At 65.8% G+C, this 14,057-nt stretch carries 14 protein-coding genes; 7 read left to right on the top strand and 7 right to left on the bottom strand.

The features are described from left to right. Positions 1–119 precede the first annotated feature (119 nt). The 4 genes from K3M67_RS11995 to K3M67_RS11980 all read right to left on the bottom strand — a co-directional run bounded on the left by K3M67_RS11995 (position 120) and on the right by K3M67_RS11980 (position 5,898). Positions 120–497, bottom strand: coding sequence for a Rap1a/Tai family immunity protein (locus K3M67_RS11995; RefSeq protein ID WP_325232349.1), 378 nt, complete (start codon positions 495–497; stop codon positions 120–122). A 116-nt stretch (positions 498–613) separates the two neighbouring features. Then, a complete protein-coding gene (locus K3M67_RS11990) occupies positions 614–1,861 on the bottom strand; it encodes a YceI family protein (RefSeq protein WP_285831568.1) in 1,248 nt (415 codons plus the stop codon). A 373-nt stretch (positions 1,862–2,234) separates the two neighbouring features. Then, complete coding sequence (locus K3M67_RS11985; RefSeq protein WP_285831567.1) at positions 2,235–3,578, bottom strand: alkaline phosphatase family protein; 1,344 nt, start codon at positions 3,576–3,578, stop codon at positions 2,235–2,237. Positions 3,579–3,600: 22 nt separating this feature from the next. Then, positions 3,601–5,898, bottom strand: coding sequence for a TonB-dependent receptor (locus K3M67_RS11980; protein ID WP_285831566.1), 2,298 nt, complete (start codon positions 5,896–5,898; stop codon positions 3,601–3,603). Between the two features lie 254 nt (positions 5,899–6,152). Here K3M67_RS11980 and K3M67_RS11975 point away from each other — a divergent pair, with 254 nt between their 5' ends. Next, positions 6,153–6,590 (top strand): acyl-CoA thioesterase, encoded by a 438-nt coding sequence (locus K3M67_RS11975; protein WP_066857969.1) that lies wholly within the window; start codon positions 6,153–6,155, stop codon positions 6,588–6,590. 48 nt (positions 6,591–6,638) lie between these two features. On the opposite strand, the gene K3M67_RS11970 is transcribed toward K3M67_RS11975, so the two are convergent. Further along, entirely contained in the window at positions 6,639–7,022 is a 384-nt protein-coding gene (locus K3M67_RS11970) for a DUF983 domain-containing protein (RefSeq protein ID WP_285831565.1), read from the bottom strand. Between the two features lie 116 nt (positions 7,023–7,138). On the opposite strand from K3M67_RS11970, the gene pabB reads away from it, so the two are divergent. From pabB to K3M67_RS11940, 6 genes are all read left to right on the top strand, one after another. Then, positions 7,139–8,308 (top strand): aminodeoxychorismate synthase component I, encoded by a 1,170-nt coding sequence (pabB, locus tag K3M67_RS11965; RefSeq protein ID WP_066857129.1) that lies wholly within the window; start codon positions 7,139–7,141, stop codon positions 8,306–8,308. 31 nt (positions 8,309–8,339) lie between these two features. Further along, the gene (locus tag K3M67_RS11960; protein WP_066857132.1) at positions 8,340–8,963 is read left to right on the top strand and encodes an aminotransferase class IV; all 624 of its coding nucleotides are present in this window, start codon (positions 8,340–8,342) and stop codon (positions 8,961–8,963) included. 200 nt (positions 8,964–9,163) lie between these two features. Beyond that, positions 9,164–10,366, top strand: coding sequence for a pyridoxal phosphate-dependent aminotransferase (locus K3M67_RS11955; RefSeq protein ID WP_285831564.1), 1,203 nt, complete (start codon positions 9,164–9,166; stop codon positions 10,364–10,366). 295 nt (positions 10,367–10,661) lie between these two features. Next, positions 10,662–10,814, top strand: coding sequence for a hypothetical protein (locus K3M67_RS11950; RefSeq protein WP_285831563.1), 153 nt, complete (start codon positions 10,662–10,664; stop codon positions 10,812–10,814). Beyond that, positions 10,798–11,472, top strand: coding sequence for a peptide-methionine (S)-S-oxide reductase MsrA (msrA, locus tag K3M67_RS11945; protein WP_285831562.1), 675 nt, complete (start codon positions 10,798–10,800; stop codon positions 11,470–11,472). The genes K3M67_RS11950 and msrA overlap by 17 nt, the downstream gene beginning before the upstream one ends. Before the next feature lie 80 nt (positions 11,473–11,552). Then, a complete protein-coding gene (locus tag K3M67_RS11940; protein WP_285831561.1) occupies positions 11,553–12,668 on the top strand; it encodes a zinc-binding dehydrogenase in 1,116 nt (371 codons plus the stop codon). A 153-nt stretch (positions 12,669–12,821) separates the two neighbouring features. Here the strand turns inward: K3M67_RS11940 and rplL are convergent, their stop codons facing one another. Continuing rightward, positions 12,822–13,196 carry a 50S ribosomal protein L7/L12 gene (gene rplL, locus K3M67_RS11935; protein WP_066857144.1) on the bottom strand — a complete coding sequence of 125 codons (375 nt, stop codon included), beginning with the start codon at positions 13,194–13,196 and terminating at the stop codon, positions 12,822–12,824. A gap of 70 nt (positions 13,197–13,266) precedes the next feature. Beyond that, on the bottom strand, positions 13,267–13,782 hold the full coding sequence (gene rplJ, locus K3M67_RS11930; protein WP_066857148.1) for a 50S ribosomal protein L10: 516 nt from the start codon (positions 13,780–13,782) through the stop codon (positions 13,267–13,269). Between the last annotated feature and the right edge of the window lie 275 nt (positions 13,783–14,057).

Below are 14,057 nucleotides of genomic sequence, written 5' to 3'. Positions count from 1 at the left end.
CTTCGCACAAGATAAAATAGGCGCCGCACCTACGCGCCTGCGGGCGGCAAGGCAAGAATGTACCATTTCGACCATGGAAATGCGCAATGATTTGTCCCGATCAGGCTGATCGGCGCCCTCTATTTCTGGCAGGGATAGCGCTCGTTGAGGGCCACGCTGACCAGCACGGAGGCGGGCGCCTTGCGCTGGTCGGGCCAGCGTTCGAGATAGGCGACGATGATGCGGCGCGCCTCGTCCGCGCCCATGCGGTCGGGCCAGCAGACCGGGCGGCCCCGGCCGATGAAGGCGTCCTTGCGAATGCCGTCCACCACGCCGACGATATAGGCGGTGCAGGCCAGCCCATATTCGGGCGCCTTGTTGCGGCATTTGGAAAGCAGGGTCGCGCCGGTTTCGAACATGAAGGCGCCACTACCCGAAGCGGGCGCCGAAGGGCGGGCCGCAGGGGCGGGCGTGGCGGCGAGGGCGGCTGCCGCCAACGCGATCGGGAGCGCGCGCATCATATTATCCTGCAAATTGTCGTTGTTGCCCGCCCGTAACAAGGCGATGCTGAACCACGCCTGTCCGGGTCGCACCCATAGCCCTTCCATGGGCGCCGGGCCAGTGCGCGGCGGGATTAGTCCTTCCGTCGGGCCGCAAAGTCGAAGGTGACGGCCACCTGCGGCGTCAGGCCGGTGCTGCTGTCGCCATTGCCGACGCCGAAGGCGCTGCGGGCGATGGTGGCGCTGCCCGACACCTTGCGGGTGGCGTCCTTGCCCGACAGGGCGAAGCGGATCGCCTGCGGCTTCGATACGCCCTTGAGGGTCAGAGTGCCGCTGGCGCGATAGCGGTTGGGGCCGGTCGCTTCGGCGCCCTTCGCCACGAAGGTCGCGGTCGGGTGGGCGGCGGTGGCGAAGAATTCGTCGCCCGGCAACATCCCGTCCTTGTAGGCGTCGCCCACGCTGGCAGAGGCCATGTCGATCGACACCTGGATGTCGGCGCTTTCCGGATGGTCGGGGTCCATGACGATGCGGGCGGTCCATCGGGCAAAGCTGCCGCTGATCGTGTCGCCATCATTGCCGACCGAAAAGCCGATGCGGCCGCCGGGCTGAACGGTCCAGGCCGGGGGCGGGCCAACGGGTTGCTCCGTGGCGGCTTCGATGGCGTTGGCCGCTGCGGTGGCGGGGGGTGCGGCGGCGGCGTTGACGGCTTGCGCCATGGCGACGTTGCTGGTGTCGGGTTCGGTGTCGACGTCTTCCGCGACCGGTGCCGGTACGGGCGCGGCCTGCGGGGCGGGCAGGATCGCGCGGCCGGCGACGAAGCCGACCAGGATCAGCGCGGGCAACGCCAGCAGCAGCGCGGTCGAGCGGCCGGGCACCATGCGCCAGATCAGGCCGTCGCGCATCATCACATGATGACGCAGCGCCCCCGCGACATGGAGCAGCACGAGGGCGATGCCGATCCAGGCGAGCAGGCCATGGCCATTTTCCGCAACGGCGTGGCTCCCAGCCGGGAGGGGAAGATGGGGCAGGGGCAGCATGCCGAAGAGCAGGGTCGGCACCTTGACCCGGGCGGTGGACACCAGCGCCCAGCCGGTGAGCGGCGCGCCCAGCATGAAGGCGTAGAGGCCGACATGCACGCCCGAGGCGAGCGCGCCCTGCCAGCCGCCCTCCAGCTTTGCGGGGCGCGGCTTCCAGTAGCGGATGGCGATGCGGGCGAGGGTCAGCGCCAGGATCGTCATGCCGACCGACTTGTGTAGCTGGTAGAGGGAGAAGCCGCGCGCGCCCAGATCCTCCAGCGCCCAGCCGACCGCGATCTGGAAGGCGAGCAGGGCGGCGATCGCCCAGTGCAGGATGATGGCGGTGAGACTGTAGCGTTGCGGCATGAAGGAACCCCGGTTGAACAGGGGGCGAAATTATGGCGCGCGCGGAATGAAGTCCATTAGCTCAGGCGGAAACGATGGGTTGCGGCTTGAGGTCGGTTCGGGGGCGAGGTTTAACGGTCTGGAGGCGCGCATTCCCGTCCTGCCGGCGACGGCTGGCATTTCACTTTTTCTGGCGACATGCGTCAAAGAGAAGGGCGATCCCAGCTTATGCCGGGATGTCGGAAACGGATAGGGTCTCAACCCACCCGATCTCGTCGTCCCCGCGGAGGTGGAGATGGCTGCACGCGTTGGCCTGCGGCCGGCCTTCGGGTCGCGGGAATGACGATGTGCAAGAAGCCATTCCGCAATCCTCCCCCGTCCTCCACGTCCGGTCCTAGCGCCCGAGGTCGAGCGGCGGCTGTTCCGCGCCGGTCAGCGTCGCGCCCATGATCCTGGCGAGGGTGGGGGCGATGGCCCGCATGTCGACCTCGCCCAGATCCTTGCCCGGCGCCACGCCCTTGCCCATCAGCATCAGCGTGGAGCGGAGATTGGCCGGGCCGGGGAAATAGCCGTGCATTCCCTTGACCGCGCTGCGTGCGACGATGGGGGCGGTCGGGCCGCGATAGATGTCGGTGACGAAGCCGGGCTTGAGATTGAGGGTGAATCTGGCCTGCGGGTTGCCGCCCATGGCAGCGACCTGCGCCCGGTCGGCGACCGTGGCGATGCCGTTGGCGGGATTGGCGGCGAGCCGGTCGAGCACGATCTTCACCTGCGCCGCCAGCGCCTGGTCGTCCGGGCGGGCGAGCATGATTGCGGCCGACCCGCCGGAAATCCACGGCATGGCGAGCCAGGAGGCGACCTTGCCATCCTTCCCCAGGGTGATGAGGCCGGCGTCGATGAAGGGGCGATAGAGGTTGAGCGCGCTGTGGGTCGCTTCGAACCCATGGTCGCTGACCAGCGCGACCACCGCGTCGGGATGCGCCTTCAGTTCCGCTGCGACAAGGTCGCCGACGATGGCGTCGATCTTTTCCAGCACCGCTTTAGCCTGCGGGGTGTCGGGTCCCTGCTCATGCTGTTCATGGTCCAGCGCGGTCAGGTAGACGGTCAGGAAATCGGGCTTGTGCGCGGCGATCAGTGCGGTGGCGAAGCGGCCGCGCAGCTGGTCGCCGGGCAGGCTTTCGTCGATGCCCATGGCATAGGGCTGGCCGATCCTGGCCTCCAGTTCCGCCTTCAGGCCGGGCGTCGCCAGTGCGTCGAGCAGCTTCGCATCGTCGGGATGGCCAGTGCGCCAGATTTGCGGCAGGTTCCAGGTCACGCCCTTCGCCGCGACGCTGACCGGCCAGTGGATATTGCCGGTGGACAGGCCCGCCTTGCGCGCGGCCTCCCACAGCATCGGCAGCTTGACGTCCTGCGCATACCAGTACCAGCCGCCCTGGTTGATGCCGGTCGGATCGAAGCTGTTGTTGGCGACGATGCCGTGCCGGGCGGGCGCGGCGCCGGTCATCAGCGTCGTGTGGCTGGGGTAGGTGAGCGTCGGCAGCACGCCCGTCACGCCGCTGGCATGGGCGCCGTCCTTCAGGAATCGGCGCAGATGGGGGATGGCAAGGCCGCGCTTGTCCGCGTCCAGCACGTCGCCGGGGCGCAGCCCGTCGATCGAGATCAGCAGGACGGGCTCCGCACTCGCCATCGTCGGGAGGAGCGTAGCGAGTGCGGACAGGAAAAGCGCGGCCTTCTTCATATGTGCGTCTCCGATGCCGGGCTCAGAAACCGGTCTTGAGCGTGGCGAAGAATTGCTGCGGCGCGCCCACCAGCAGCGTCTGGGCGTCGCCGCTGTTGCCGAAGCCGCCCGAGCCGATCGTGCCGACATAGCGCTTGTCGAACAGGTTGGTGGCGTTCAGCTGGATTTCCACCTTGTCGGTGAAGCGATAGCCGAGCGAGGCATCGACGATCAGCCGACCGGGGACCGACGCGTCATTGGTGTAGCTGTAGTAGCGACGCGACATATAGTTGAGGCCGACGCGGAAGAAGCGTTGGCCATCATCATAGTTGAGTTCGCCGCGCGCCATATGCTTGGGGCTGTCGACCACGGTCTTGTCCTTGATCGCCGCGACCAGCGTGCCGTCGCCGTTCACGACATCGTCGCGATAGGTGGCGTCGGTATAGCTGTAGCTGGCGTAGAGGCCGAAGCCGCCGCCCAGCTTGAGGTCGCCCGCCGCCTCGACGCCGATCGCGCGCACGCCGCCGACATTCTGGAGCGCCGACGGGTTGCCCTGGATCGCCGAGCCGACCTGCACGGCGAGCAGCCGGTTCCTGAAATTGACCAGATAGGCGCCGACCGTGCCGTTGAACACGGGCGTATTGTAGCGCAGGCCCAGTTCGAACGTGTCGGACGTTTCGGGTTTCAGATCATCCTTGATCGCGTCGAAGCCGGTCTGGTTGGTCGAGAAGGGGCCGGTGGTGGTGGCGCTGGCGAAGGCGCGCGTCACTTGCGTGAAGCCGCCGAAGATTTCCGCTTCGGGCGTCAGTTCGACCGCGAAGCCGGCATGGGGCTGGAACCAGTCCTCGACCTTGATCTTGCCTTCGGGGAAGGACGACGACACGACCGCTTCAGCCTCGTTCGTGACCTCGAAGCCCTTCCACCCCAGGTTGATCGTGACCATGCCGAGGTCGATCTTGTCCTGGACATGATATTGGAAAGTGTCGGTGGTGAAGTCGAATTCCCACTGGGTGGCGAAGGGATCTTGCGGATAGTCGCGGAAGCTGAGGCCGGGTTCGGTGCGGCTGGCAAAGGCGTAGAAGCGGCGGGCCTGGTTGAACTTGTTATTCTCATACCATGCGCCGACGCTCAGATTCTGGATGCCGAGCGTATAGTCGACGCTGCCGAAGGCGCCGATCCGGTCCATCTCATATTCGGTGGTGCGTACCGACATGGGCACGCCGTTGGGGCTGGGGACATAGGGCGTCGCCCACAGGCCCATGCCGCTGTTGTTGTGATAATAGCCCTTGATCTTGAAACTGGCCGTCTCGCCCAGCGGCGTGGTGAAGCCGATCGCGCCCAGCCAGTCCTTGCGCAGGCCCGCCGCGTCATAATAGGCGTCGTCGGCGCTGGTGACATTGCCGGGGTAGGTCTGGCCGGTGGCCACCGTTGCGCCGCTATAGTCGTAGCGGCCATCGGGGAAGGGCGATCCGCCGCTGTTGCTGATCAGGTCGACATCGTTCAGGCGGCTGGCATAGTCGATCGCGCGGGCATAGTCCGGATAGGTGTTGTCCCAATCCCAGCCGAGGCGACGGATCATGCCCATCGACATGTCCTGATAATCCTGTTCGCGACGGTCGGAGTAGCTGAGCCAGCCGTCGATCTTCGCCTCGCCGATCGGGATGATGACCTTGGCATTGCCCATATGCTGGTCCTGAACGCCCTGGCCCTTATATTTGTCGGTCGAGCCATAGCCGTAGGAGACATAGCCGCGGATACCATCGGCGCTACCCATGTCGATCCGGCCGAAAGCGCGGATCGTGTCGTTGCTGCCATAGGTCAGGTTGCCTTGCGCGCCGAAGGCGCCGGTGGGGTCCATCGAGAAGGTTTCGACCGTCCCGCCGAGGTTGCCGGTCGCCTGCGTACCGAGCGAACCCGCGCCCTGGCTGACGCGCACGCTGCCGATATTCTCGCTGCTGATGGCGCGGGTGATGTGCAGGCCGTTATGATTGCCATAGCTCATGTCGCCCAGCGGAATGCCGTCGAAGGTGAAGCCAAGCTGATTCTGGTTGAAGCTGCGGATGGTGACGCGCTGCGACCATTCATAATTGCCGAACGGGTCGGCCGACTGGAAATTGACGCTGGGCAGCTTCTCGATCGCTTTCAGCGCATTGGTGCCGGGCGTCAGGGTCACGATGTCGCGCGACTGGATTTCCTGCACCTGGCGGGTTTCGCCACGGCCGAACACGATGATTTCGGCGCTGTCCGCCGCCGCATCAGGTGCGGGCAGAACATCCTGGGCGAAGGCTGGCGCGGCGGCGAGCATGGTCGATGCGAGCAATAGGGCGTTGACAGGACGCATGGTGAAAATCCCCCTTGGAACCCGGATGAGATGACTGGTTCGGCGGGGCCTTAGGCGCGCGATGTTGCACTGCGGTGAGAGTGGCTTGACGAAATGGCGACGTTATTGTGACACTATCGTCACAATCATTCTCGCGTCGCGCCCGATCCTTGTGTCAAAAAGGTCGCAGTCTCGCCATTTTCGCCGACGCGATTGCATCACTGGCGATGATGGCTATGGAAATGTGACAGAAAATTCCAATGGGAAAGCAGGACATGGCCAAACCCGAATCCTGGCGGTTCAGTCCCGAAGCCTATCGCTTCGTCACCAGCATCGACACCCGCTTCCAGGATCTGGATACGATGGGTCACATTAACAATGTGGCCATTTCGGGCATCTTCGAAACCGCGCGCATCCGTTTCCACCATCACATGGGGCGCCATCCGCAGGAACAGGGGGTGCGCTGGCTGGTGGCCAACGTGAACCTCAACTTCATCGAGGAATCGCATTTTCCCTATCCGTTCGAGGTCCATTGCGCGATCGGCCATATCGGCCGCACCAGCTGGACGATCAGTTCGGCCGGTTTCCAGAAGGGCGTTTGCGTTGCCACCTGCGACACGACGGTCGTCACCCATGGCGCCGAAGGGCGCCGCCTGATCGACGACACGCTGCGCGAGGCGATGGAGCTGAATTTCCTGCGCCGACCGGAATGATCGGGCCGGCATAATCGGGCCGGCGTGAATCGACCGGTCCGATCCGGCCTATCCGAACCCCGCCATCCGCCGGCTCCACTGGAAGGCGATGACGCCGCCCTTGACCGGCTGGATCATCGCCACCGCCAGCAGGATCGCGAGGCCCGGCCAGAACAGCACCTGCCAGCCCATCGGAATCGCGAAGGCTGAATTCACCTCGATCATCAGGGGGACCAGCAAATGCCCCAGCAGCAGGATCACGATATAGGCGGGGAAATCGTCCGCCTGGTGCAGGTCGAGGCGCAGGCCGCAGGCCGTGCAGGTCGGCGCCGCCTTCAGGAAATGCGCGAACAGCCGGCCCTGGCCGCAGGCCGGGCAGCGACCGCGCAGGCCGTGGCCGATCGCGGGACCGATCGGGCGATCGCCATGGGTGTCGGGGGCCGGGTCGCTCATGGATTCCGGGCTAGGGGCTTCGCACCGCGGATGCAACGGGCCATCCGACCGGGCATGGAACGGAACGTCACGGGCGCGCGCCCTTCCGCTGCGCGCAAAGCCTGTTAAGAAGCGCCATGCGCCTGCCCGGTCCCGATGAGCCATTCTGCCTGTTCGACGATGCGCGCCTGCGCGGCGCGGCGCCTGCGCGGCTGTATCGCGATCCGGTCGCCATCGTCGCCGCGCATGACATTGCGCAGGTGCAGCCCGCGCTCGACCGCATCGCCGAGGCGCGCGAGGCGGGGCTGCACGTCGCGGGCTATATGCGTTATGAGGCCGGCCTGGCGCTGGAGGAGCGGCTGGCCCCCGTGGCGCGGAAGCGGGACCTGGGCGGTGCGCCGCTGCTGTGGTTCGGCCTGTATGAAGGGGTGCGGATGATCGCGCCGGGAGGATTGCCGGAACTGCTGCCCGATGCCGCCGGGGCCACGGTCGGTCCGTTGCGGCCGCTGGTGGACGAGGCCGCCTATCGCATCGCCTTCGACCGGGTGCAGGACTATATCCGCGCGGGCGACATCTATCAGGTCAACCTGACCTTCCCGTGCGAGGTCGCGCTGGCTGGCGACCCGATGGCGCTCTATGCGGCGATCCGTCCGCGCGCGGCGGCGGGCTATGGCGGCGTCATCCGGGATGGCGCGCGGACCATATTGTCCTTCTCGCCCGAACTTTTCTTCACCCAGGTGCGCGGCCAGCTGACCGCGCGGCCTATGAAGGGCACGGCCGTCCGCGCCGCCGATGCGGACGAGGACGCCGCCAACGCCCGCTGGCTGGAGCAGGACGCCAAGCAGCGGGCCGAGAATCTGATGATCGTCGACCTGCTGCGCAACGATCTGTCGCGGGTATCGGCGGCAGGCAGCGTGACGGTGCCCGACCTGTTCAAGGTCGAGACCTATCCCACCGTCCACCAGCTGGTGTCGACGGTGCGCGCGCGGGTGCTGCCCGGCCTGTCTCCGGTCGACGTACTGCGCGTGCTGTTTCCCTGCGGGTCGATCACCGGCGCGCCCAAAGTGCGGGCGATGGAGATCATCGACGCGGTCGAGCCTTTCCCGCGCGGCGTCTATACCGGCGCGATGGGCTGGATCGATCCGGAGGGCGACGCCGCCTTCAATGTTGCCATCCGCACGCTTTGCGTCGAAGAAGGGAGCGGAGTCGGTCGGCTGGGGCTGGGATCGGGCATCGTCGCGGACTCGGAAGGGGCAGCCGAATGGGCGGAGTGTCTGGCCAAGGGGCGCTTTCTCTCACTGGCGTGACGATGATGTGCAGGGGCTTGAAACAATAACGATGTCTGTGGCTGATGGACGGTTCGACCTGCTCGAAACCATGGCATTCGATCCCCATGACGGGATCAGGCTGCTCGAGCTGCATCTGGCGCGGTTGAAGGCCAGCGCCGACGCGCTGGGCTTCGCCTTTGATCGTCATAACGTGCGCAACGAGCTTCAGGCCGCCACCTTCCGCCTGCGCGGGGCGAGCCGGGTGCGGCTGCTGATCTCGCGCGGAGGGGCGCTGGCGATCGAGGTGCGCGACCATCGAAGCTGGCCGCAGGCGATCGTCCCGGTCGCCGTGGTGCCGCGCAATGCCCCGGCGGATGACCTGCGCCTCCTTCACAAGACCACCGATCGATCGCTCTATCGCGACGCGCTGACGCGCGGGGGAACCTATGAGGTGCTGATGACCGATGCGGCGGGCTATCTGACCGAGGGCAGCTTTTCCACCCTGTTCGTCGAGCGGGGCGACAAGCTGGTGACGCCGCCGCTGTCGCGCGGCTTGTTGCCCGGAATCCTGCGGCAGAGCCTGATCGAGATGGGCGAGGCCGTGGAGGGCGACCTGCGTCCCCATGATCTGGAGGACGGCTTCTTCATCGGCAATGCGGCGCGGGGCATGGTCGCCGCGACATTGGCGCGCTGATTGGGGCGCGATAGCCGCGCTATTCTGCCGTAAAGCCATTAACGCCTATCTGGCCGGTTGCCCCTGCGTCCGTTGCACACTAAGGGACGCCGCGTCCGCATATGTTGCGGGCGTTCAGGATTCCTTATTTTGGGTCGCGATTTTCGAGTCGGCGGGCTGTTTCGCCCGCTTCGAAATCGCTCTGGAGAAAGATTATTGCCATGAGCCAGACTTCCGCTGCCCTCGGTCGCATCCAGCCGTCCGCCACGCTCGCCATGAGCGCCCGCGTGAACGCGCTCAAAGCCGAAGGCGTGGACGTGATTGGCCTTTCGGCCGGCGAACCCGATTTCGACACGCCCGATTTCGTGAAGGAAGCCGGCATCGCCGCGATCCGCAACAACCTGACCCGCTACACCGATGTGGACGGCACCGCCGACGTCAAGGAAGCCGTGGCCTTCAAGTTCAAGCGCGACAACGGCCTGACCTACAAGCGCAGCCAGATCAGCGTCAATTCGGGCGGCAAGCATACACTGTTCAACGCGCTGGTCGCGACCGTCGATGTGGGCGATGAAGTCATCATCCCGGCCCCTTACTGGGTCAGCTATCCCGACATCGTGAACTTCGCGGGTGGGACCCCGGTGTTCATCGAAGGCCCGGCGAGCCAGGGCTACAAGATCACCGCCGCGCAGCTGGATGCCGCCATCACCCCGCGCACCAAGTGGGTGATGCTCAATTCGCCGTCCAACCCCAGCGGCGCGGCCTATTCGGCGGACGAGCTGAAGGCGCTGGCCGACGTGCTGCTGCGTCATCCGCATGTGCTGGTGATGACCGACGACATGTATGAGCATGTCTGGTACGCATCGACCCCGTTCGCTACCATCGCGCAGGTGTGCCCGGAACTCTATGACCGCACGCTGACGGTCAATGGCTGCTCCAAGGCCTTTTCCATGACCGGCTGGCGCATCGGCTTCGCCGGCGGCCCGGAATGGATCATCAAGGCGATGAGCAAGCTCCAGTCGCAGTCGACCAGCAATCCCTGCTCGATCAGCCAGGCAGCCGCCGTCGCCGCGCTGACCGGGCCGCAGGATTTCCTTGAGGAGCGCAACGGCGTGTTCCGCAAGCGCCGCGACATGGTCGTCGCCATGCTGAACGACGCGCCTGGCCTGGATTGCCCGACCCCCGAAGGCGCCTTCTACGTCTATCCCGACGCCAGCGGCGTGATCGGCAAGACGACGCCCAAGGGCGCGGTCATCGACAGCGACGAGGCGCTGATCGGCTATTTCCTGGACGAAGCCAAGGTCGCCGCCGTCCATGGCGCCGCCTTCGGCCTCTCGCCCGCCTTTCGCATCAGCTATGCGACCTCGGACGAAGTGCTGAAGAAGGCCTGCACGCGGATTCAGGAAGCCTGCGCCGCGCTGAAATAAGCCGGCGACGCTTCGCTGGGCGATGCAGGAAAAACCGGCGCGAAATCGCCGGTTTTTCTGTCCCGGCAAAAAATGGAAACGGTCTTTTTCCCCGCACGCCGTCTTGCGATTGTCGCAGGGCGGTCTATATGCCCGTTGCGTATAAAAACTGAATAACAGGCTTCGTTCGTCGTTCACCTGCCCACATTGGTCGAAAGCTGCTCCCGCAGCCCGGACCGTTCAGTAAGGGGCAAGGCGCATGGACATAGCCGGAGAGCCGGCACGACCGGCAGACTATGGTAGAAAGGCGTTGGCCATGATGGCGTTCCTCAAATCCGACCTGTTCCTGCGCTTCATGGGCGGGTTCGCGATCGGCGCTGTCGGCATGTTCCTGCTCCAGCCCGAAGAGCAGCCGGTGCTCAGCTCGACCGCGATCGCGGCGACCTCGACCCATGACGCGGCGCTCTAAGGCTCCGTTCCTTCTTTTGCTCGCGGCGCTTGCCGCCGCTTCCCCGCTGCACGCCGAACGCGCCGTCCAGGCGCCTGTCCCCAAGGTGGATGCCGCGCCCTCGCGCCGGCTCGAAACGGCGGTTTTCGCTGGCGGCTGCTATTGGGGCGTCGAGGGGGTATTCTCCCACGTCAAAGGCGTCCAGCTCGCCGTATCGGGCTTTGCCGGTGGTCCCAAGGGCCGCCGGGTCGACTATGCGGCCGTGAGCGGCGGCGATACCGGCTTTGCCGAAGCGGTCCGCGTCACCTATGACCCGGCCCAGATCAGCTATGGCAGCCTGCTCCGCATCTTTTTTTCGGTGATCGCCGATCCCACCACGCTCAATCATCAGGGGCCGGACCATGGCACCCAATATCGCAGCGCGCTCTTCCCGCTGAATGGGGAGCAGGAGCGGGCGGCGCGGGCCTATCTGGTCCAGCTCGGCCAGTCCGGCCTGTGGCGCGACCCGATCGTGACGCGGGTGGAGCCGTTTACCGGCTTCCAGGATGCAGGGCGCGACCATCAGGACTTCATGCGCAAGAACCCGCTGCATCCCTATATCCTGCGCTGGGACAAGCCCAAGCTGGCGGCCTTGCGGTCGATGTTCCCGGCGCAGTATCGGGACAAACCGTCGGCCTGACCCGACCGCGCGTTTCTGCCAGCTTGTCTTCGCCGCCCGGCTGCCTACCTCCTGGTCCTCACATGATAAGGAGCATCCCGATGGGCGACACGCGCGGCCTCAAGATCCTGTCCACCTTGGCCGAGGATGGCCGGTTGACCGTCGAACTGGCCGAGGAAAGCCTGCCGCCGCCCACCGGGCATGAGCTATTGGTCCGGGTCGAGGCCGCGCCGATCAACCCGTCCGACCTTGGCCTGCTGTTCGGCCCGGCCGATGTCGGGAATGCGGATTACGGCGAGGGCCGGATCGTGGCGCAGATGCCCGATGCTGCGCGCCGCGCCATGGCCGCACGGATCGGGCAGGCGATGGCGGTCGGTAACGAGGGTGCGGGGACGGTCATCGCGGCCGGCGATGCCCCCGAGGCGCAGGCGCTGATCGGCAAGCTGGTGACATGCGTGCCGGGCGGCATGTTCGCGCAATATCGGCTGGTCGATGCACGATCCGTCATGGCGTTGCCGGATGGGGCGAGCGCGGAGCAGGGCGCATCCGCCTTCGTCAATCCCATGACCGCGCTGGGCTTTGTCGAAACGATGCGGCGTGACGGGCACAAGGCGATCGTCCACACCGCCGCCGCGTCCAACCTCGGCCAGATGCTGGTGCGTATCTGCCGGGAGGACCAGATCCCGCTGGTCAATATCGTCCGCAGCCAGGCGCAGGCGGAAACGCTGAAGGCGCTGGGGGCCGAGCATGTGCTGGACAGTTCGCGCGAGGATTTTCGGGCGCAGCTCCAGTCCGCGATCGAGGCGACCGGGGCCACCATCGCCTTCGACGCGATCGGCGGCGGTGCGCTGGTGGGCCAGATCCTGCACGCGATGGAGCAGGCTGCCAGCAAGAACGGCGCCTATAGCCGCTATGGTTCCGACACGCTCAAGCAGGCTTATATCTATGGCGCGCTCGACATGGCGCCGACGATCCTCAACCGCAGCTTCGGTTTCAGCTGGACCGTGGGGGGCTGGCTGCTCTTCCCCTTCCTCCAGCGTGCGGGCGGAGAGACGGTGGAGCGGATGCGCCAGCGGGTGCGCGACAATCTCACCACCACCTTCGCCAGCCCCTACAAGGCGCGACTCTCGCTCGAGGACGCGCTGACGCGGGACGCGGTGCTGGCCTACAATGCGCGGCGCACGGGGGAGAAATATCTGATCGTCCCGAACGGCTAGGCCCGGGACTCGGGGTGGCCGCCGCGCCATGCGGAGGGTGCGCCATCTGCGCCGCGCAAGAAAAAGGGCGGCCACCCGAAGGCGCCGCCCCATTCTCCGGCTGGAACCGGATCGGTTCGCCTCGCGAGCTTTTCTGCCGCGAGGCGGAGCCGATTACTTCAGCTCGACGGTGGCGCCGGCTTCTTCCAGCTGCTTCTTGATCTTCTCGGCTTCGTCCTTGTTCACGCCTTCCTTGACGGCCTTCGGAGCGCCTTCGACCAGAGCCTTGGCTTCGGTCAGGCCCAGGCCGGTGATGGCGCGGACTTCCTTGATGACGTTGATCTTCTTGCCGCCGTCGCCGGTCAGGACGACGTCGAATTCGGTCTGCTCTTCAGCGGCCGGAGCGGCAGCGGCAGCGGCCGGGCCGGCGACGGCGACGGCAGCGGCGGCCGAAACGCCCCACTTTTCTTCCAGAGCCTTCGACAGCTCAGCGGCTTCGAGGACGGTGAGGGCCGAAAGCTGATCGACCAGAGCGTTGATGTCTGCCATTTGTCAATTTCCTTATATGGGGCGATGCGCCCCGTCAGATGAGGGTCAAAAAAATCGGATGGGGAACGGCTCAGGCCGCTTCCTTCTCCGCATAGGCGTTGAAGACACGCGCGAGCTGCGCGGCCGGCGCCTGGGTGACGGTTGCGAGCTTGGTAGCCGGGGCGACCAGAAGGCCGACCAGCTTCGCACGCAGTTCATCCAGCGACGGCATCGACGCCAGGGCCTTGACGCCCTCCGCATCGAGCAGCATTTCGCCCATCGCGCCGCCAACGATCTCGATCTTGTCGTTGGTCTTCGCGAATTCGACCGCAACCTTGGCGGCTGCGACCGGGTCGGCCGAGGTGGCGAGGCCGACGGGGCCGGTCAGCAGGTCGCTGATCGAGCCGTAGGCGGTGCCATCAAGGGCGATACGGGCGAGGCGGTTCTTCGTAACCTTGTAGGACGCACCGGCTTCGCGCATCTTCTGGCGCAGGACGGTCGACTGGGCGACGGTCATGCCGAGGTTGCGGGTCACGACGACCACGCCAACTTCTGCCAGCTCTGCGTTCAGCGCGGAAACGACCTCAGCTTTCTGATTACGATCCATGCCATTACTCCACTTCATGTCCGCCGACTTGGCATCGGCGAACGACTAAAACCCGGGCGTTGCGGCCCGGGGCACCAAGTCCGAAGGGGAGAGATCGACTGGCCCGCGCCCAAAAGGAAACAGGCAGACCCGAATCGGACGCAGGCGCCCGTTCGGTGAAGAACTTTTCCCCGTCTAGGCTGGACATTAAGAAGGGCATATTCCCTTCACCAGCTGTCTCGGACGGAAGACCGCCGGCATTGCTGCCGGGGTCCGCTGGGCGGCCCTTAGTCGAA

It is taken from the genome of Sphingobium sp. V4, from assembly GCF_029590555.1.
Taxonomy (GTDB): domain Bacteria; phylum Pseudomonadota; class Alphaproteobacteria; order Sphingomonadales; family Sphingomonadaceae; genus Sphingobium.
The sequence above is the reverse complement of the archived record's forward strand: the minus strand, read 5'-3'. Positions and strand labels throughout refer to the sequence as shown.